This window comes from Macromonas bipunctata (assembly GCF_002837135.1).
GTDB classification, from domain to species: domain Bacteria; phylum Pseudomonadota; class Gammaproteobacteria; order Burkholderiales; family Burkholderiaceae_C; genus Macromonas_A; species Macromonas_A bipunctata.
The window spans coordinates 14,244-30,504 of the sequence record NZ_NWBQ01000017.1 but is presented as its reverse complement, the minus strand read 5'-3'; the positions used below and the strand labels follow the sequence as shown (position 1 = coordinate 30,504).

Annotated in this window: 21 protein-coding genes and 2 tRNA genes; 12 read left to right on the top strand and 11 right to left on the bottom strand. The window is 65.5% G+C overall.

The annotated features are described in order from the left end of the window. Window positions 1-67: 67 nt before the first annotated feature. Complete coding sequence (locus CON76_RS02925) at window positions 68-907, top strand: ABC transporter permease subunit (protein ID WP_101101871.1); 840 nt, start codon at window positions 68-70, stop codon at window positions 905-907. A 53-nt stretch (window positions 908-960) separates the two neighbouring features. Here CON76_RS02925 and CON76_RS02920 read toward each other — a convergent pair whose 3' ends face one another. The 5 genes from CON76_RS02920 to CON76_RS02900 form a co-directional block, all read right to left on the bottom strand. Next, window positions 961-2,073 (bottom strand): alkene reductase, encoded by a 1,113-nt coding sequence (locus CON76_RS02920; protein ID WP_101101870.1) that lies wholly within the window; start codon window positions 2,071-2,073, stop codon window positions 961-963. Between the two features lie 72 nt (window positions 2,074-2,145). Continuing rightward, entirely contained in the window at window positions 2,146-2,337 is a 192-nt protein-coding gene (locus CON76_RS02915) for a YgaP family membrane protein (protein ID WP_101101869.1), read from the bottom strand. A 90-nt stretch (window positions 2,338-2,427) separates the two neighbouring features. Next, the gene (locus tag CON76_RS02910) at window positions 2,428-3,990 is read right to left on the bottom strand and encodes a methyl-accepting chemotaxis protein (protein ID WP_240592736.1); all 1,563 of its coding nucleotides are present in this window, start codon (window positions 3,988-3,990) and stop codon (window positions 2,428-2,430) included. Between the two features lie 99 nt (window positions 3,991-4,089). Continuing rightward, window positions 4,090-4,344: a hypothetical protein gene (locus tag CON76_RS02905; RefSeq protein WP_101101868.1), complete on the bottom strand. Its 255-nt coding sequence runs from the start codon at window positions 4,342-4,344 to the stop codon at window positions 4,090-4,092. 29 nt (window positions 4,345-4,373) lie between these two features. Further along, window positions 4,374-5,273: a DNA/RNA non-specific endonuclease gene (locus CON76_RS02900; RefSeq protein WP_101101867.1), complete on the bottom strand. Its 900-nt coding sequence runs from the start codon at window positions 5,271-5,273 to the stop codon at window positions 4,374-4,376. A gap of 85 nt (window positions 5,274-5,358) precedes the next feature. Here CON76_RS02900 and CON76_RS02895 point away from each other — a divergent pair. Beyond that, window positions 5,359-5,434: transfer RNA gene (locus tag CON76_RS02895), tRNA-Gly, on the top strand. Window positions 5,435-5,464: 30 nt separating this feature from the next. Then, window positions 5,465-5,539: transfer RNA gene (locus CON76_RS02890), tRNA-Thr, on the top strand. Window positions 5,540-5,618: 79 nt separating this feature from the next. On the opposite strand, the gene CON76_RS02885 is transcribed toward CON76_RS02890, so the two are convergent. The 6 genes from CON76_RS02885 to CON76_RS02860 all read right to left on the bottom strand — a co-directional run bounded on the left by CON76_RS02885 (window position 5,619) and on the right by CON76_RS02860 (window position 8,895). Continuing rightward, window positions 5,619-5,921 (bottom strand): monooxygenase, encoded by a 303-nt coding sequence (locus CON76_RS02885; protein WP_101101866.1) that lies wholly within the window; start codon window positions 5,919-5,921, stop codon window positions 5,619-5,621. 68 nt (window positions 5,922-5,989) lie between these two features. Continuing rightward, complete coding sequence (locus CON76_RS02880) at window positions 5,990-6,529, bottom strand: anti-sigma factor domain-containing protein (RefSeq protein WP_169928965.1); 540 nt, start codon at window positions 6,527-6,529, stop codon at window positions 5,990-5,992. Window positions 6,530-6,573: 44 nt separating this feature from the next. Beyond that, window positions 6,574-6,870, bottom strand: a complete 297-nt coding sequence (locus tag CON76_RS02875; RefSeq protein WP_101101864.1) for a YkgJ family cysteine cluster protein — start codon at window positions 6,868-6,870, stop codon at window positions 6,574-6,576. 32 nt (window positions 6,871-6,902) lie between these two features. Further along, the gene (locus CON76_RS02870; RefSeq protein ID WP_101101863.1) at window positions 6,903-7,232 is read right to left on the bottom strand and encodes a helix-turn-helix domain-containing protein; all 330 of its coding nucleotides are present in this window, start codon (window positions 7,230-7,232) and stop codon (window positions 6,903-6,905) included. Beyond that, window positions 7,216-7,473, bottom strand: a complete 258-nt coding sequence (locus CON76_RS02865; RefSeq protein WP_101101862.1) for a type II toxin-antitoxin system RelE family toxin — start codon at window positions 7,471-7,473, stop codon at window positions 7,216-7,218. Before CON76_RS02865 ends, CON76_RS02870 begins: the two co-directional genes overlap by 17 nt. A gap of 219 nt (window positions 7,474-7,692) precedes the next feature. Beyond that, on the bottom strand, window positions 7,693-8,895 hold the full coding sequence (locus CON76_RS02860; RefSeq protein ID WP_101101861.1) for a helix-turn-helix domain-containing protein: 1,203 nt from the start codon (window positions 8,893-8,895) through the stop codon (window positions 7,693-7,695). A 394-nt stretch (window positions 8,896-9,289) separates the two neighbouring features. Between CON76_RS02860 and CON76_RS02855 the strand changes: the two genes are divergently transcribed. The 9 genes from CON76_RS02855 (at window position 9,290) to CON76_RS02815 (ending at window position 16,250) form a co-directional block, all read left to right on the top strand. Further along, complete coding sequence (locus CON76_RS02855; RefSeq protein ID WP_101101860.1) at window positions 9,290-9,628, top strand: type II toxin-antitoxin system RelE/ParE family toxin; 339 nt, start codon at window positions 9,290-9,292, stop codon at window positions 9,626-9,628. Then, window positions 9,625-9,906 (top strand): helix-turn-helix domain-containing protein, encoded by a 282-nt coding sequence (locus CON76_RS02850; RefSeq protein WP_101101859.1) that lies wholly within the window; start codon window positions 9,625-9,627, stop codon window positions 9,904-9,906. Before CON76_RS02855 ends, CON76_RS02850 begins: the two co-directional genes overlap by 4 nt. A 215-nt stretch (window positions 9,907-10,121) precedes the next feature. Beyond that, on the top strand, window positions 10,122-10,325 hold the full coding sequence (locus CON76_RS02845; protein WP_101101858.1) for a hypothetical protein: 204 nt from the start codon (window positions 10,122-10,124) through the stop codon (window positions 10,323-10,325). An 87-nt stretch (window positions 10,326-10,412) separates the two neighbouring features. Further along, window positions 10,413-12,389: a tRNA uridine-5-carboxymethylaminomethyl(34) synthesis enzyme MnmG gene (gene mnmG / locus CON76_RS02840; RefSeq protein WP_101101857.1), complete on the top strand. Its 1,977-nt coding sequence runs from the start codon at window positions 10,413-10,415 to the stop codon at window positions 12,387-12,389. Beyond that, complete coding sequence (gene rsmG, locus CON76_RS02835; protein ID WP_101101856.1) at window positions 12,386-13,048, top strand: 16S rRNA (guanine(527)-N(7))-methyltransferase RsmG; 663 nt, start codon at window positions 12,386-12,388, stop codon at window positions 13,046-13,048. The genes mnmG and rsmG overlap by 4 nt, the downstream gene beginning before the upstream one ends. Before the next feature lie 34 nt (window positions 13,049-13,082). Next, window positions 13,083-13,868 carry a ParA family protein gene (locus CON76_RS02830; protein ID WP_101101855.1) on the top strand — a complete coding sequence of 262 codons (786 nt, stop codon included), beginning with the start codon at window positions 13,083-13,085 and terminating at the stop codon, window positions 13,866-13,868. Further along, window positions 13,865-14,431, top strand: coding sequence for an RBBP9/YdeN family alpha/beta hydrolase (locus CON76_RS02825; RefSeq protein WP_101101854.1), 567 nt, complete (start codon window positions 13,865-13,867; stop codon window positions 14,429-14,431). The genes CON76_RS02830 and CON76_RS02825 overlap by 4 nt, the downstream gene beginning before the upstream one ends. Before the next feature lie 56 nt (window positions 14,432-14,487). Next, window positions 14,488-15,495 (top strand): ParB/RepB/Spo0J family partition protein, encoded by a 1,008-nt coding sequence (locus CON76_RS02820; RefSeq protein ID WP_101101853.1) that lies wholly within the window; start codon window positions 14,488-14,490, stop codon window positions 15,493-15,495. Then, window positions 15,492-16,250 (top strand): class I SAM-dependent methyltransferase, encoded by a 759-nt coding sequence (locus CON76_RS02815; protein WP_101101852.1) that lies wholly within the window; start codon window positions 15,492-15,494, stop codon window positions 16,248-16,250. Before CON76_RS02820 ends, CON76_RS02815 begins: the two co-directional genes overlap by 4 nt. Window positions 16,251-16,261 lie beyond the last annotated feature (11 nt).

Sequence of the window (16,261 nt, the reverse complement as noted above, 5' to 3'; positions counted from 1 at the left end):
CTCTTCAGGCATCAAAGTGACAAAAGAGACGACGGGGTGGACTACGGTGAAATATCCGGGCTAGACCATGCAGCGTTTTCTGCAACGTTATTTTGGCCGCTTCTGGCTGGTGCTGGGGTACGCCTTCTTGTACACGCCGCTGCTGTTCATGGTGCTGTTCAGCTTCAACAGCACGCGCCAGGACGGGCGCTTCACCGGCTTTTCGCTGCGCTGGTACGAGGCGCTGTTCAACGACCACAAGATCATGGACGGCCTGGCCACCTCGCTGCAGGTGGCGCTGGTCACGGGCACGCTGTCGGCGGTGCTGGGCGCGTTTGCGGCCTTTGTGCTGGTGCGCTACACCGCGTTCCGGGGCCGGCGCCTGTTTGCCGGGCTGGTGGGCGCGCCGCTGGTGATGCCGGAGGTGATCATCGGCCTGTCGCTGCTGCTGCTGATGGTGGGTGTGCAAGGCGCGCTGGACTGGCCCGAGCGCGGCCTGCTGACCATCATTGCCGGGCACACGCTGCTGGGCATGGCGTACGCCACGGTGGTCATCACGTCGCGCCTGCGCGAGATGGACCGCTCGCTGGAGGAAGCGGCCATGGACCTGGGCTGCCGCCCGGCGCAGGTGTTCTTTCTGGTCACGCTGCCCAGCATCGCCCCGGCGCTGGCGGCGGCGTGGCTGCTGAGTTTCACGCTGTCGTTCGACGATGTGGTGATTGCGGAATTCCTGTCGGGCCCGGGCGTCAACACCCTGCCGCAGGTGGTGTTCACCTACGCGCGGCGCGGCATCAACCCCACCATCTACGCGGCGGCCACCATGATCATTGCCGTGGTGTCGCTCAGCATCATAGGCTGGAGCCTGTTCACGGCGCGGCGCCAGTTGCGCCGCGAGCGCGAGGTCAACGCCGCCCAGCGCGGCCAGTGAGCGGGCCAGGCCGGGCGGTGGTCGGGCGGTGGTCGGGCGGTGGTCGGGCGGTTTTAACCGGCCAGCGTCGGGTAGTCGAGGTAGCCCTGCTCGCCGCCGCCGTAGAAGGTGGCGCGGTCGGCCTCGTTGAACGGGCCACCCTGGCGCAGGCGCGCCACCAGGTCCGGGTTGGCAATGAAGGGCTTGCCAAACGCGATCAGGTCGGCGCCGTCGGCCACGGCCTGCTGCGCCATGTCCAGCGTGTAGCCGTTGTTGAGCATCCAGGCGCCGTGGCCTCCGGCGTTGCGGTAGGCGGCCTTGAGCGCGGCGTAGTCGAACGGGGTGTCGGCCACCACACGTTCCATGCCGGTGGAGCCTTCGACCACGTGCAGGTAGGCCAGGCCCAGCGGGCCCAGCTCGCGCACCACATGCTCGTACAGCGGCTGCGGGTCGGGTTCCGAGATGCCGTTGGACGGCGAGGCGGGCGACAGGCGGATGCCCACGCGCTCGCCGCCAATCTCGTCCACGATGGCGCGGGTGACTTCGAGCAACAGGCGGGCGCGGTTCTCGATGCTGCCGCCGTAGTCGTCGGTGCGCTGGTTGGCGCCGCGCTTGAGGAACTGCTCCAGCAGGTAGCCGTTGGCGGCGTGAATCTCGATGCCGTCAAAGCCGCAGGCGATGGCGTTGCGCGCAGCGTGGCGGTAGTCCTGCACGATGCCGGGCAACTCCTCTGCGTCCAGCGCGCGCGGCTCGGAGGTCTCAACAAACGTGGGCACGCCGTCCTTGATCAGCACGGTCTTGGCGTGGGCACGGATGGCCGACGGCGCCACCGGCGCCACAAAGTGCGGTTGCAGCTCGCGGTGCGAGACGCGGCCCACGTGCCACAGCTGCACCACGATCTTGCCGCCTGCGTGGTGCACGGCTTTGGTGACGTGCTTCCAGCCGTCCAGCTGTTCGGTGCTGTACAGGCCGGGCACGTCGGAATAGCCCTGCGCGGTGGGGCTGATGGCGGTGCCTTCGGTGATGATGAGGCCCGCCGTGGCGCGCTGCTCGTAGTAGCGCACCATCATGGGGGTGGGGACGGCGTTGGGCGCGCGGTTGCGCGTCAGGGGGGCCATCACCACGCGGTTGGCCAGTTGCAAGGCGCCAGCGTGAACGGGGTCAAAAAGGGTGGGTGTATGTTGCATAGTGGGGGCTATCGTAGCAACACCCGCCCCGCCTGTGGGGTGGCGCCAAGGCCATGCCCCCGCTGCCGCGCCTTATTTCTTGAGCTTGCAGGTGTTCCAGCCAAAAATGGCGTAAGGCGGGCACCAGCCCAGCAGGCCGGTGGCCAGCGGCAGTGCGCCGATCCAGCCCCACCAGCCCACGGTGCCGGTGGCGGCCAGGGCCACCAGCACCAGGCCCACCACGATGCGCAGGATGCGGTCAATGCCGCCAACGTTCTGTGTCATGCTTGCTCTCCTCAGGTTGAATGCGTCGTCAATTCCGGCTCCCCATGGAACCCCGTGGGGTATGTGAGGAGCGCATGGCAGTATACGCGCTCAGTGGCTGCCCAGCTTGAACACCGACATGGTGTGCACCAGCGCGTCGGCCTGCTGCTTGAGTTCGGTGGCGGCGTGGGCCATGGCCTCGACCAGCGCGCCGTTTTGCTGCGTGACCTGGTCCATGTGGCCCACGGCTTCGCCCACCTGGTTGATGCCGGTGGCCTGCTGGCTGCTGGCGTCCTGGATCTCGGCCATGATGTCGGCCACCTGCGTGATGGCGTCCACCACCTCCGACATGGTGGCGCCGGCGTGGCTGGCCAGGCTGGAGCCTTCGGTCACGCGCGCGACGCTGGTGTTGATCAGGCCCTTGATTTCCTTGGCGGCGGCGGCGGAGCGGCCCGCCAGTGCGCGCACCTCGGTGGCCACCACCGCAAAGCCGCGCCCCTGCTCGCCCGCGCGGGCGGCTTCCACGGCCGCGTTGAGCGCCAGGATGTTGGTCTGGAACGCGATGCCGTCGATGACGCCGATGATGTCGGCAATGCGGCTGGAGGACTCGTGGATGCTTTGCATGGTGTCCACCATGCGCGCGACTTCCTCGCCGCCACGGGCGGCCACGCTGCGCGCGTCGGTGGCGAGCTGGGTGGCGCGCACCACGCCTTCCACGTTGTGCTGCACCGTGTGGCTGATCTGGTGCATGGAGGCGGCGGTTTCTTCCAGCGCGCTGGCCTGCGCTTCGGTGCGGTGGGCCAGGTCCTGGTTGCCGTCGGCAATGCGGGCGCTGGCGTTGGCCAGTTCGTCGGCGCCATCGCGCACGCGCTGCACCACGGCGGCCAGCTGGTCGCGCATGGCCTGCAGCGCGCCCAGCAGGTTGTGCTCGCCGGGGTGGGCAATCTCGATGCGGGTGGCCAGGTCGCCGCTGGCGATGCGCTGCGTCAGGCTGGCGGCGTAGTCGGGCTCGCCGCCGAGCTGGCGCAGGATGCCGCGCGAGATGGCCCAGCCCAGCGCCAGCAGCGCCACCATCAGCACCAGCGCCCCGGCGGCAAACCCGATGGCACGCTGCACCATGGTGGCGTTGATGTTGTCGATGTAGACCCCGGAGCCGATGATCCACTGCCAGCCGACCACGCCCTTGACGTAGGACAGCTTGGGCTGCGGGCTGTCGCTGCCGGGCTTGGGCCACTGGTAGCTCACAAAGCCCGCCCCGCTGGCCCTGACCACGTCGATCATTTCCTGGAAGAAGAGCTTGCCGTCCGGGTCTTTGAAGCCCGACATGTTGCTGCCGTTGAGCTTGGCCTGGATGGGGTGCATCAGCATGTTGCCCGCGATGTTTTGCACCCAGAAGTATTCATTGCCGCTGTAGCGCAGGCCACGCACGGCGGCCAGGGCCTGTTGCTGCGCGGTCTCGTGGCTGAGCTGGCCTTGGCGCGCCTGCTGCTCGAAATGGGCGACGATGCCGTGCGCGGTTTCCACCGCCTGGCGCACCGCGCTCTCGCGTTCCTGCTTGATCAGGGCACGTTCCGTGACCAGGAACACGGCGGTCAGCGCAGCAATGCCCAGCAAGGCGGCGCTGACCAGCAGCAACAAACGGGTGCCAACGGGCAGGCGGCGTGGACTGGACATGGTAGGGTGTCTCCTATAGCTGTTTTATGAAGCCATTATCTGCCTTGTGGCTATCGGCGGCCTTGCAACAAGACACCGCCCCGCCTGGCCCGCCCTGGTTCAGAGGAACGGGTTCCGGACCGTGCGCACCGGCACGGTGGCCATGCGTTCCGGCAGGTCGGGGTCGGCTTGCAAGGTGTGGATGGCGCGCGCCAGCAGCGCCTGCAGCTCCTGCGCCAGCGCCAGCCCGGCGCGGTCGCGGGTCAGCACCAGGTCGCCGGTCAGCGTCAGGCGGTCGAGCCGGTTTTCAATCTCCAGGTGGTCGATGCGGACCACATCGGACTCGTTGGCGTAGGGGTGGAAGTCGGTTGGCATGGCGGTGGCGTGGCGTCAGGAGGAGGATGTCACTTGCCCAGCAGTTGTTGCAGGATCTTGAGCAGCGCGTGCAGGATGCTGTACAGGAGGCTCTCCTCCTCGGGCTCGGCTGCCTTGGCGGGGGCGCTGGTGGTGTTGCTGTGGCCCTTGCGGCTGTTGTAGCTGGCGTTGGGCTCGGGCAAGTCCATGCCCGCGTTGCGCACCTGGGCGGGCAGGCCGGGCATGGGGTTGATGCCTGTTTTCTGCTCCAGCTCGGCCAGGCTCAGGGTGTCGTAGTCCTGCGACTCGTCGTTGTCGATCAGGTAGGCCCCGGCGCGCTGCTGCTGCGGGCTGTACAGCACCTTCCACAGGTGGGTGGGCACCAGCACGTTGCCCACCTGCTTGAGTTCGGTGCCCACAAAAGCCGGGCCGCTGACGACGTAGAGCTCGCCCTCCTCGCGCGCCAGCTCGCGTGCGGCGGCTTCCATGCCCGCCCACACGCCCGCGTTGTTGGCGTGGACTTGGGGCACCATGTTGGCCAGCGAGAACGATTCGGCCTGCGCCTCGCGGGTGGGCATGTTGGCGTTGGGGGCCAGGTGGCCCCGGTCGTAGCCGGAGCGGGCGTAGTCCTTGAGCTCGGCGCGGTCGCGCGCGGGCAGGCGGTCTTCGGCGTGGAAGGTGTCCTTGCGCGCCAGTTGCCTGGCGGCGGCCAGGCTGTCGCGCGTCAGGCGTTCGGCGGCGTACAGCGGGGTGCGGCTCACGCCGGAATGCAGCACCGCAAAAGCGGTGAAGCACAGCGCTTGCGTGCGCTGCTGCAGCTTGGGCTGCGTGACAACGGGCGGCTGCCCCTGCACAAAGTGTTGCGGGCAGTCGGTGCTGGCGGCGTGGGCATGGGTGCCCGCGCTGGCCACCAGCACCACGGTGGTGAGCAAGGAGCGGAAAGACAACATGGCGGCAAGTATCGGGCAAATTTGGGCGCGTGCCCCAAACCGGCGTTTTTCTGGATTAGAATAATGCTCGTTCGCAAAACGACACGCGGGATTAGCTCAGTTGGTAGAGCGATACCTTGCCAAGGTATAGGTCGAGAGTTCGAGCCTCTTATCCCGCTCCACGTGTCTTGTTGCAACAGCGGCCACATGCGGCCCATGTGGCTCAGTGGTAGAGCACCCCCTTGGTAAGGGGGAGGTCGGCAGTTCGATCCTGCCCATGGGCACCAGACCTAAAAATGTCAAGTGCCAAGCCAACAAACCGGTTCAAGACCGGTTTTTTTGTGCCCGCTTGCGGCACCTTGGGCCTCAGACCGGCGCGCGGTCCAGCTGCGACAGCGCCGCATTCACCTCAAACACCTTGGCCTGGATGCCCGTGACGCCAAAGCCCTGCAGGCGCTGGGTGTGCTTGGTCAGGTAGGCCTGGGCGCTGGCCGGGTCGGTGAACAGGTAGATGCCGCCAGCCTCCTGGCGCTCGGCGTTTTCCGTCCAGATCTTCCACAGCAGGCCGGGCTCCTGCGCAATGGACTGCGCCAGCCCGCGCATGGCGGCGGTCATCTCATCGCCCCACGGGCCGGGGTACGGAAAATCAATCTGCAACAGTGTGGTCATGTGTTAACTCCTGGGGGTATGTGCACGTTTCACTGTAGCAGAAAGCGGCGGCGCATGGCCGCGCCGGATCACAGCGCTTTTTGCAGCCAGGTGCCGCTGAACAGGTAGGGTTGCTGCGGCGTTTGCGCCGGTTCGGGGCTGTCGCGGCGTTCCACGCTGACGGCCAGCTGCGCCACGTTGGCCAGCACGGCGGCGGTGGCGGGCAGCTGCTGCGTGGTCTGCTTGGGCAGCAGCAGGCCCAGGCTGCGCGGCTGGCCGTCGGCGCTGACGGCCCAGAGTTGCAGGCTTTCGGCGGAGCCTTCGCGCACGTTGTTGAGGCGCTGCAGCTGCAGCGTTGCACGGGTGGGATCGTGCGTGACCAGCAGCGCGGGCTGGTGTTGCTCGTCCAGCAGCACCGCCAGGTGGCCGATGTGGGGCTGCTGCAGCAACTGGCTTTGCAGGTGGCGCAGCTGGGCCTGGAACTGCTCGAACATGCTCAGGCTGGCCATGCCGCCGATGAACCCCAGCAACAGCAGGAAGATGGCCAAGGCCCGCCACCACGGGCTGACGTGGCGCGCTGGTGTTGGGGTGGGGGGTGTGATGGTGTCTGAAACGTGGGTATCGGGCATGGTGGGCACAGTGTACGGAATGTGGCTGGGCGCTGGCCAATGTTTCACGTGGAACATTCAGGCCCGGGCCCGCCGCCGGGCTGGGTGGCGCGCTCCAGCGTGTGCAGGTAGTGCAGGGCGTGGGTGCGGCTGGGGCCGCACATGTCGGCGCTGGGTGGCAGGCTGGCGCACACGGCGGGGCGGCTGGGCTGGCCAAACAGGCGGCAGCGCAGCGCATCGTCCAGGTGCGGGCAGGGCACGCCCGCCGGTTTGCCGTGCGGCAGGCCGGGCATGGGGCTGCTGATGGAGGGCGCAATGCAGCAGGCGGCGCAGCCGGGGCGGCAGGCAAGAGGGGGGGGCATGTGTGGGGTACAGGTGCCGGAAAGATCGACGCTTAAAAATCCAACTGGCCGGGGCTGATGCCCAGTGCAGCGGCAATGCGTTCGCGTGAGGTTTTGCGCAAGTTTGGCTTGGCCTCCAGTTGGGCGTAGGCGCTTTGGCTCACGTCCATGCGCCGGGCCACTTCAGTTTGGGTCAGTTGCAGGTGGGTGCGCCACGCCTTGGCGGGCGACATGCCTTGATCGAAGGCCAGTTGCACCACGGCATGGGGCACGAGGTCTTGGGCCTGCTCAAAGTTTTTGACAAACTCTTGGTAGGGCACCACCACAAAAGCAGGGCGACCATCCGCCCCCAGAATGGTTTGAAAGTTAATAGGTTTGTTCATCGCGCTTTTTCACCTCTTCAATGGTGACGATGCGAATGGCACCGTCAAACTCAAAGAACACACGGTAGTTGCCGACCCGCAGGCGATAGCCGTAGGCATGGTGGGTGAGCTTCTTCACGTTGCGGGCCTGGTTCAAGTCTGACAGCTCATCGGACACTGCTGTGCGAATGGCTTTGCCAGCCGGTGCTGGGATCTTGCGCATTCGCTTCAGTGCCTTGGTTTGCCAGTTGATCGTGTTCATGGAGTCAATAATAAGGTAATTATTAGAATTTTAAGATCTAGCCTAATAAGTGTTTGGCGTATGCAGAAAAACCTGCGCAGTGGTGGAAGAGCTGCGGCGCATCCACGAAGGCGTGCTGGCCCGCTACGGCCTGCGCCCGTCGGACTACACGTTGTGGCGGGCACGTCAGGCGCGGTGAATGTTTCACGTGAAACATGGCACGCCAGCGGCAAACCGCCCTCAAGCGGCCTGCCGTTGCAAGCTGCGCGGGTGTATGCCCAGCACCTCGCAGGCGGCGTGCAGGCGGTAGCGGCTGACGGGGTGCCCGGCCATGAACTGCTCGATGGCGGTGGTGGCCCAGCGGGTGTTGGCGGCGGTGCTGGGGCGCAGGGCGGTGGTGTGCAGGTGTTGCGCTGGCATCTTGGCCAGGCATTGGCGAATGTGGGCCAGCCCGGCCTCGCGGGTGCGGTCTTGCTCGGCCTGCTGTTCCGGAGTCAAGGGTGCGGGGCGGGGTGGTGCGCTGCTGGCTACCGGGGCGGGGCGCTGGGCGGTGGCCGCAGGAGCGGGTTGCGCCAGCGGTGGGGCGTAGAAGCTGGCGCGGAAGAAGTTGCGCTGCGGCTTGGCCAGTATCCACTGCGCGGCGGCCAAGGGGGTGATGCCGGCCTGGGCGGCTTCGGTGCCGATTTGCACGATGTCGCGGTGGCACAGCGGGTCCTTGCCGTTGCGCTGGCGCTGGGCGTTGAGCAGGCCAATGGTGTCGGCGCTGATGGGCGCTGCCGTCGCGGTTGCGGGCGTGGTGGGCATTGCAGGTGGCGTTGCAGGCGCCGGTGATGGCGGCTGCGGCAAGGCTGGCTGGGCTATTTCAAACAGGGAAGGGCGGACGGTGGTGGCGGGCGCCGTGGCGGGCTGTTGTGGGGTGGCCGCTGGCGTGTCGTGCGCGCTTTCTTCCTTCCCTGGTTGTTCAGCCCCTTGTTCAACCCCTTCTTCGGGTGCAGCGGCTGCAGGGGGGGTGTGCAGCTCCTGCACGGGGGGGATGCAGCTGGCGCAGGGCAGGGGTGCAGCAGCTGCAGGGGGGGTGGTCGTGTCGGGGTGGCTGTGCGGCGGGGCGTGGTTGGTGGGGGCGCCGTCGGCGGGCAGGTGGTCGAGGCGGACCTGGTAGATGTGGGTGCCGCTGTGGTGGGTGCCGATGAGGCTGAGGTAGCCCAGCTTTTGCAGGCGCGTGAGGTGTTCGTTGACGGTGCGGCGCGACCAGCCGCTCTTGTGCGCCAGAGTGCCGACGCTGCAGAAGCACTGCTGGCGCTCGGTGTTGGCGTGCATGCCCACGGTGAGCAGCACCGAGCGGCTGGTGCCGTTCAAGCCGTTGCACTGCAGGATGCGGCGCACCAGGTCGAGGTTGATGAATTGCTGCCGTGGCGCGGCCACGGGCGTGCGGGTGTCAGCCATGAGATGGCTCCTTTTGCTGTGCGGACTGTTCAAGCCTACTCAACACCGCTGTCAACCGATGGCGGGCAGGCACGTGCGGGGTTGACAGACCGGGAAAAGGCACCGGCAAGCCTTGCGGCTTCCCCACACGGCCCAACCCAGAAAACAGGTGGCCATGCGCGCAACGCATGGAAAAAATAGAACCATGAAACCGTACGTTGAACTGGTACGGCGGTTGCGCCTTTTCAAACTCAGGGCTGTCAATCCCATGGGCGCAAATTCTAGCGGAAAGGGGTCGCCGCGCGGGATTGTTCCACGTGAAACATTCTGATGCGGGCGGGGCGTGTGGCTGGAATGTTTCACGTGAAACATCAGCAGGATTTCTTGGTTTATACAAAATAATGTATATTTAAGCATGATCCACCACAAGCCCATCGAGTTCCTTGGCACTTCCTTGGACGATCTTCGCTCGTTTCCGCTGACGGCCAGGCGCGAGGCAGGGCACCAGTTGGATCAGGTACAGGGTGGTCAGGAGCCAGACGACTGGAAGCCCATGGGTACCATTGGGTCAGGCGTGAGAGAAATTCGGATTCGAGATGCCTCCGGTGCCTTTCGGATTCTTTACGTCGCCAAGTTGGCCGATGCGGTCTATGTGCTGCACTGTTTTCAGAAGAAGACAGAAAAGACCCGAAAGACCGACCTCGATCTGGCAGCGAAGCGTTACCGTGATTTGTTAAAGGAGCTGAGCCAATGAGCAACCAACGGTTTGACAGTGTGTGGGATGCCATCGAGGACACCCCTGAAGCGGCAGAGAACATGAAGCTGCGCTCGGCTTTGATGACGGCGTTGAAGCAGCACCTCACCCGCACCGAGATGACACAGGCACAGGCGGCCAAGCTGTTGGGCGTGACCCAGCCCCGTGTCTCTGACTTGATGCGCGGTAAGATCAACTTGTTTGGCTTGGATGCACTGGTCAACATGGCCGCAGCGGCAGGGCTGCACATTGAAATGCGCGTGCTGGAGTCGGCCTGAGCCACCTTGGTGATACGACCCGCAGCAAGCCCAACTGGTGGCTTGCGCCTGAACGGGTAGGGAAGGGCAGACACCGAATGTTTCACGTGAAACATCGGGCGCAGGCGGGGCGCATGGCTGGAATGTTCCACGTGGAACATTCTGTTGCGCGGTGTGGGCGGCGCGCCGGTGGCTGGGCCATACTACGCCGGATTCACACAAGAAAGGTTGCTGCCATGAAGATGTTGCTTGCCACTTGCTACCTGCTGCTGGCCACCCTGAGCGGGTGCGCGGTGTACACGCCCCACGGGGCGGTGGTGGTCGATCCGCATGGCGGTGGGGCTTACCCTGACTATGGTCGCCCGCATGATCACCACCACGGTGACGATGACGGTCGGCGCTTTTGCCCGCCGGGGCAGGCCAAGAAGGGCAATTGCTGATGTTCCACGTGAAACATCCCGGCCACGGGGGTGGCCCGTAAAATAGCCCACCCCTGTTTCAGTCTGGCTGTGGCCACCCCCTCGCTTATGTTGTATCCCGAAGAGTTTGATGTGATTGTGGTTGGTGGCGGCCATGCCGGCACCGAGGCCGCGCTGGCGGCGGCGCGCATGGGCTGCCAGACGTTGCTGCTGACGCACAACATCGAGACGCTGGGGGCCATGAGTTGCAACCCCAGCATCGGTGGCATTGGCAAGGGCCATTTGGTGAAGGAGGTGGACGCGCTGGGCGGTGCCATGGCGCTGGCCACCGACGAAGGGGGCATTCAGTTCCGCATTCTGAACAGCAGCAAAGGCCCGGCGGTGCGTGCCACGCGGGCGCAGGCCGACCGCATCTTGTACAAGGCCGCTATTCGCCGCATGTTGGAGAACCAGCCCAATTTGCGCTTGTTCCAGCAAGCGGTGGACGATTTGATGGTGGAGGGCGACCGCGTGGTGGGCGCGGTGACGCAGGTGGGCATCCGGTTCCGGGCGCGGGCGGTGGTGCTGACGGCGGGCACGTTCCTGGACGGCAAGATTCATGTGGGGCTGGACAACTATTCCGGTGGCCGGGCGGGTGATCCGCCGGCGGTGAGCTTGTCGGCGCGGCTCAAGGAGCTGAAGCTGGCGCAAGGTCGCCTGAAAACCGGCACCCCGCCACGGCTGGACGGGCGCACGATTGATTTCTCGAAATGCACCGCGCAGCCGGGCGATGGCATGCCGGGCTCGGACACAGCCGACCAGCCAGTGCCGGTGTTCAGCTTTATGGGCCACGCGCGCATGCACCCGCAGCAGGTGCCGTGCTGGATCACGCACACCAACGCGCGCACGCACGACATCATCCGCAGCGGCTTTGACCGCAGCCCGATGTTCACCGGCAAGATTGAGGGCGTGGGGCCGCGCTACTGCCCGAGCGTCGAGGACAAGATCAACCGTTTTGCCGACAAGGACAGCCACCAGATTTTTCTGGAGCCTGAAGGCCTGACCACGCACGAGGTGTACCCCAACGGCATCAGCACCAGTTTGCCGTTCGATATCCAGTACGCGCTGGTGCGCTCGATGCCGGGATTGGAAAACGCGCACATTCTGCGCCCCGGTTACGCGATTGAATACGATTACTTTGACCCGCGTGAGCTCAAGAGCAGTTTCGAGACCAAGGCGATCCAGGGGCTGTTTTTTGCGGGGCAGATCAACGGCACCACGGGTTACGAGGAAGCGGCGGCACAGGGGCTGTTTGCGGGTATCAACGCCGCGTTGCAGGTGCGCGGTGAAGGGCCGTGGCTGCCGCGCCGCGATGAGGCTTACCTGGGCGTGCTGGTGGACGACCTGATCACCAAGGGGGTGACAGAGCCGTACCGCATGTTCACCAGCCGCGCCGAATTCCGCCTGCAACTGCGCGAGGACAATGCCGATATGCGCCTGACCGAAGCGGGCCGCCGCATGGGGCTGGTGGACGATGCGCGCTGGGATGCGTTCAACCGCAAGCGCGACAGTGTTTCACGTGAAACACAGCGCCTCAAGAGCACGTGGGCCAATCCGAAGATTTTGTCGGCGGCAGAGGCCGAGCGCGTGCTGGGCAAGGCGATTGAGCGCGAATACAACCTGTTTGACTTGTTGCGCCGCCCCGGTGTGGCGTACGAAGCGTTGATGGGCATGGAGGGCGGGCGTTTCCAAGCCACGGTGAAAGCGGGCGACACCCCGAATGTTTCACGTGAAACATTGAGTGAGCAGTACGACGCGGTGGTGGAGCAAATTGAGATTGCCGCCAAGTACGCGGGTTACATTGACCGCCAGAAGGACGAGGTGGAGCGCGCGGCGTACTACGAACACCTGAAGTTGCCCGCCGATCTGGATTACATGCAGGTGGCAGCCCTCAGCATTGAGGCGCGCCAGAAGCTCAACCAGCACAAGCCGGAAACGCTGGGGCAGGCCTCGCGCATTTCCGGGATCACACCGGCCACGGTGTCGCTGTTGCTGGTACACCTCAAGCGCAGCAAGTTCAAGGGTTTTGCCGAGGAGCAGGCATGAGCGCGCCGCATCCGCTGGAAGCTGGTTTGCGCCAGGGCTTGCAAACGCTGGCGCTGGCATTGAGCGATGCCCAAGTCCACACGCTGTTGGCCTATGTGGACTGGGTGGCCAAGTGGAACAAGGTTTATAACCTGACGGCGGTGCGCAACCCGCAGGAAATGCTGACGCACCATTTGCTGGACAGCTTGGCGGTGGTGGCACCGTTGCAGCGCCAGTTGGCCGCTGTGGGCAAAGCCGCCGGGGCCACGTTGTTGGACGTGGGCTCCGGTGCTGGGTTGCCCGGCGTGGTGGTGGCCATTGCCTGCCCGCAGGTGCGGGTGAGTTGCGTGGACACCGTGGCCAAGAAGGCGTTGTTTATTCAGCAGGTGGCGGCGGCGTTGCGTTTGCCCAATCTGCAAGGCATCCATGCCCGGGTGGAAAACCTGACCCAAACGTTTGATGTGGTGAGTTCGCGCGCGTTTGCGTCGCTGGTGGACTTTACCGCCTGGTCGCGCCAAGCCTTGGCCCCGGATGGGATTTGGTTGGCCATGAAGGGCAAGGTGCCGCACGATGAAGTGCAGGCGCTGCCGCCCACGGTGCAAGTGTTTCACGTGGAACATTTGACGGTGCCGGGGCTGGACGCTGAACGTTGTGTGTTGTGGTTGCGGCCTGCGCCCTGACCGTTGTTCTGAATTTTTTTGTATTGCTGATCCGATGGCCACTGTTTACTGTATTGCCAACCAAAAGGGCGGCGTGGGCAAAACCACCGTCAGTGTGAACCTGGCCGCAGGCTTGGCCCAAGTGGGCCAGCGCGTGCTGATGATCGACCTGGACCCACAAGGCAACGCCACCACCAGCTCGGGCGTGAACAAGCGCGAGTTGGCATTGAGCGTGTACGACGTGCTGCTGGGCGAAGCCAGTGTGGCGCAAGCGGTGGCCAAGCCCGAAGCGGTGGGCTACCACGTGCTGGGGGCCAACCGCGAGTTGGCCGGTGCCGAGGTGGAATTGGTGCAACTGGACCAGCGCGAGAAGCGCCTGAAGCAGGCGTTGGCGGTGGTGGATGCCGATTACGACTTTGTGCTGATCGATTGCCCGCCGTCGTTGAACATGCTCACGCTCAACGGCCTGTGTGCGGCGCACGGTGTCATCGTGCCGATGCAGTGCGAATACTTTGCGTTGGAAGGGGTGTCGGACTTGGTCAACACCGTCAAGCAAGTCCACGCCAATTTGAACCGCGATTTGCAGCTGATTGGCCTGTTGCGGGTGATGTTCGACCCGCGCATCACTTTGCAGCAACAGGTGAGCGAACAGATCAAGGGGCATTTTGGCGACAAGGTGTTCAACACCGTGATTCCGCGCAATGTGCGGCTGGCCGAAGCGCCCAGTTATGGCTTGCCTGGTGTGGTGTTCGACCCCAACGCCAAGGGCAGCAAGGCGTTTGTGGAGTTTGCGCGTGAACTGGTGGCGCGGGTGTTGCGCCCCGCTGCGGGGCCAGCATGAGCGTGGCCGCGACCGCCGCGCCACAGGTGCTGTTGCTGCCGGGCTGGCACAACAGTGGCCCCGACCATTGGCAAAGCCGCTGGGAGGCCCTGTACGGTTACACCCGCGTCGAGCAGCACGATTGGGACTTGCCGCGCCGGGGCGACTGGCTGGCGCGGTTGGACGACGTGGTGCAGTCCACCTCCGGCCCGCTGGTGCTGGTGGCGCACAGCTTGGGCTGTGTGCTGGTGGCCGCGTGGGCCAAGTATTCGCAACACCGCCAGCGCGTGACGGGGGCGTTGCTGGTGGCCCCGGCGGATGTGGAGCAGGAACACCTGCGCCCGGTGCTGCCGAGCTGGGCACCCATCGTGCGCGAGCGCCTGCCCTTTGCCAGCCGCGTGGTGGCCAGCCGCAACGACTTGTTTGGGCCGTGGCCCCGTATCGAGGCCTTGGCGCAAGGTTGGGGCAGCGAGCTGGTGGATGCGGGCGCGTGCGGGCACATCAACGCCGAATCGGGCTTGGGCGATTGGCCCGCTGGGCACGCGCTGTTGGCACCGTGGCTGCGGCCAGTGGCCAGCGCCTGACACTACCCGCACGGGATACCGCCACACTTGCACAACGCACGCAACGGAACACACACATGGTCACCAAAAAAATCAAAGGGCTGGGCCGGGGGTTGGAGAGTTTGCTCGGCCCCAAATTGACCGAAGCCCTGGATACCGGCATCACCCCCACCGACCACCCCACCCAGGTGGTGTTGACCGACTTGGTGCCCGGCACCTACCAGCCCCGCACCCGCATGGACGAAGGCGCACTGTACGAGCTGGCCAACAGCATTCAGGCGCAGGGCATCATGCAGCCGATTTTGGTGCGCCCCTTGGAAGCGGAGGAGGGCGAGCGCCGTTTGCTGACGTGGCAGGCGCAACAGGGCTGGCCCGCCACGCCACGCGGTGCGCGCCCGGTGTACGAGATCATTGCCGGGGAGCGGCGCTTTAGGGCGGCGCGGCTGGCCGGGCTGGAGACGGTGCCAGTGCTGGTGCGCGATGTGCCGCACGAAGCCGCTGCCGCGATGGCCTTGATCGAGAACATCCAGCGCGAAGACCTCAACCCCTTGGAAGAAGCGTTGGGGCTGCAACGCCTGATCGAGGAATTTGGCTTGACGCACGAGCAGGCCGCCAACGCGGTGGGCCGTTCGCGCAGTGCGGCCACCAACTTGCTGCGTTTGCTGCAACTGGCCGAGCCGGTGCAGGAGCTGCTGATGGCCGGCGACCTGGACATGGGCCACGCCCGCGCGCTGCTGGCGTTGGACAAGGGGTTGCAAATCGGTGCCGCGCACCAGATCACGGCCAAGGCGTTGTCGGTGCGCGAAGCCGAAAAGCTGGTGCGCAAGCTGGGCGATGACTTTGCCGCCACGCCCGCTGCCGCCAGCACCGCCGCCGGTGGTGCGCGCGACAAACCGGGCGATGTACGCCGTGTGGAAGAGGAACTGGCCGACCTGTTGACCGCTGCGGTGGAGGTGCGTTTAAGCAAGCGTGTGCAGCGCCACGGTCAGTGGGAGCAGCAAGGCGAGCTGGCGATCCAGTTTGGCTCGCTGGACGAGTTGAATGGCCTGATTGAACGTTTGCGCGCCTTATCATCGGGCGCATGATGGGTTGGTTGCGCCGCCTGCCCTGGCCTTTGCCCGCGTTGCTGGTGTGGGCACTGGCGTGGGGGGCGATGGTCGGGTTGCAGCGTGGGTGGCCCCCGTTGTGGGCCGCTGGGGCCGCAGTGTTGCTGGCGCTGGGGGGCGGTTTGTGGCTGGGCCAGACCCGTTGGCGGCAAGCGTTGGTGGCGGTGGGGTTTCCGGCATCGTTGTGGTTGCAGCAGTGGCTGCAAGGGGGCCAGGCGTGGCCTGTGTGGCTGTGGTTGTTGCCGTTGCTGCTGTTGCTGTGGCTGTACCCGCCTGGCAGTTGGCGCGATGCGCCGGTGTTCCCCACGCCGTTGAACGCGCTGGAGGGTTTGGCACAGGTGCTGCCTTTGCCCCCTGCGGCCACGGTACTGGACGCAGGCTGTGGTTTGGGCCACGGCTTGCAAGCCTTGCACCGGGCCTACCCACAGGCCACACTACTGGGCACCGAGCGCAGTTGGCCCCTGTGGTGGTGGTGCCGCTGGCGTTGTCCGTGGGCCCGTGTACGGCGTGGCGACATGTGGGCCGACGACTGGGGGCGGTGCGATTTGGTGTACCTGTTTCAGCGGCCTGAGACCATGCCGCGTGCCATGGCCAAGGCCGCACAGCAACTGCGCCCCGGGGCCTGGCTGGCCAGCCTGGAGTTTGCCGACCCGGCGTGGCCTCCCACCGCGGTGTGGACCTGCCCGGACGGCCGTCCGGTGTGGTTGTACCAGGCCCCGTTGCCCCCCGCTTGAGCGCAAGAGCG

What these genes read in the sequence shown, in the direction of transcription:
- CON76_RS02870 (WP_101101863.1), bottom strand. Translation starts at nt 7,232, where the DNA reads ATGAACAAACCTATTAACTTTCAAACCATTCTGGGGGCGGATGGTCGC.
- rsmG (WP_101101856.1), top strand. Translation starts at nt 12,386, where the DNA reads ATGAGCGCGCCGCATCCGCTGGAAGCTGGTTTGCGCCAGGGCTTGCAA.
- CON76_RS02910 (WP_240592736.1), bottom strand. Translation starts at nt 3,990, where the DNA reads ATGTCCAGTCCACGCCGCCTGCCCGTTGGCACCCGTTTGTTGCTGCTG.
- CON76_RS02860 (WP_101101861.1), bottom strand. Translation starts at nt 8,895, where the DNA reads ATGGCTGACACCCGCACGCCCGTGGCCGCGCCACGGCAGCAATTCATC.
- CON76_RS02820 (WP_101101853.1), top strand. Translation starts at nt 14,488, where the DNA reads ATGGTCACCAAAAAAATCAAAGGGCTGGGCCGGGGGTTGGAGAGTTTG.
- CON76_RS02885 (WP_101101866.1), bottom strand. Translation starts at nt 5,921, where the DNA reads ATGACCACACTGTTGCAGATTGATTTTCCGTACCCCGGCCCGTGGGGC.
- CON76_RS02915 (WP_101101869.1), bottom strand. Translation starts at nt 2,337, where the DNA reads ATGACACAGAACGTTGGCGGCATTGACCGCATCCTGCGCATCGTGGTG.
- CON76_RS02880 (WP_169928965.1), bottom strand. Translation starts at nt 6,529, where the DNA reads ATGCCCGATACCCACGTTTCAGACACCATCACACCCCCCACCCCAACA.
- CON76_RS02845 (WP_101101858.1), top strand. Translation starts at nt 10,122, where the DNA reads ATGAAGATGTTGCTTGCCACTTGCTACCTGCTGCTGGCCACCCTGAGC.
- CON76_RS02815 (WP_101101852.1), top strand. Translation starts at nt 15,492, where the DNA reads ATGATGGGTTGGTTGCGCCGCCTGCCCTGGCCTTTGCCCGCGTTGCTG.
- mnmG (WP_101101857.1), top strand. Translation starts at nt 10,413, where the DNA reads ATGTTGTATCCCGAAGAGTTTGATGTGATTGTGGTTGGTGGCGGCCAT.
- CON76_RS02920 (WP_101101870.1), bottom strand. Translation starts at nt 2,073, where the DNA reads ATGCAACATACACCCACCCTTTTTGACCCCGTTCACGCTGGCGCCTTG.
- CON76_RS02825 (WP_101101854.1), top strand. Translation starts at nt 13,865, where the DNA reads ATGAGCGTGGCCGCGACCGCCGCGCCACAGGTGCTGTTGCTGCCGGGC.
- CON76_RS02830 (WP_101101855.1), top strand. Translation starts at nt 13,083, where the DNA reads ATGGCCACTGTTTACTGTATTGCCAACCAAAAGGGCGGCGTGGGCAAA.
- CON76_RS02855 (WP_101101860.1), top strand. Translation starts at nt 9,290, where the DNA reads ATGATCCACCACAAGCCCATCGAGTTCCTTGGCACTTCCTTGGACGAT.
- CON76_RS02875 (WP_101101864.1), bottom strand. Translation starts at nt 6,870, where the DNA reads ATGCCCCCCCCTCTTGCCTGCCGCCCCGGCTGCGCCGCCTGCTGCATT.
- CON76_RS02925 (WP_101101871.1), top strand. Translation starts at nt 68, where the DNA reads ATGCAGCGTTTTCTGCAACGTTATTTTGGCCGCTTCTGGCTGGTGCTG.
- CON76_RS02865 (WP_101101862.1), bottom strand. Translation starts at nt 7,473, where the DNA reads ATGAACACGATCAACTGGCAAACCAAGGCACTGAAGCGAATGCGCAAG.
- CON76_RS02900 (WP_101101867.1), bottom strand. Translation starts at nt 5,273, where the DNA reads ATGTTGTCTTTCCGCTCCTTGCTCACCACCGTGGTGCTGGTGGCCAGC.
- CON76_RS02850 (WP_101101859.1), top strand. Translation starts at nt 9,625, where the DNA reads ATGAGCAACCAACGGTTTGACAGTGTGTGGGATGCCATCGAGGACACC.
- CON76_RS02905 (WP_101101868.1), bottom strand. Translation starts at nt 4,344, where the DNA reads ATGCCAACCGACTTCCACCCCTACGCCAACGAGTCCGATGTGGTCCGC.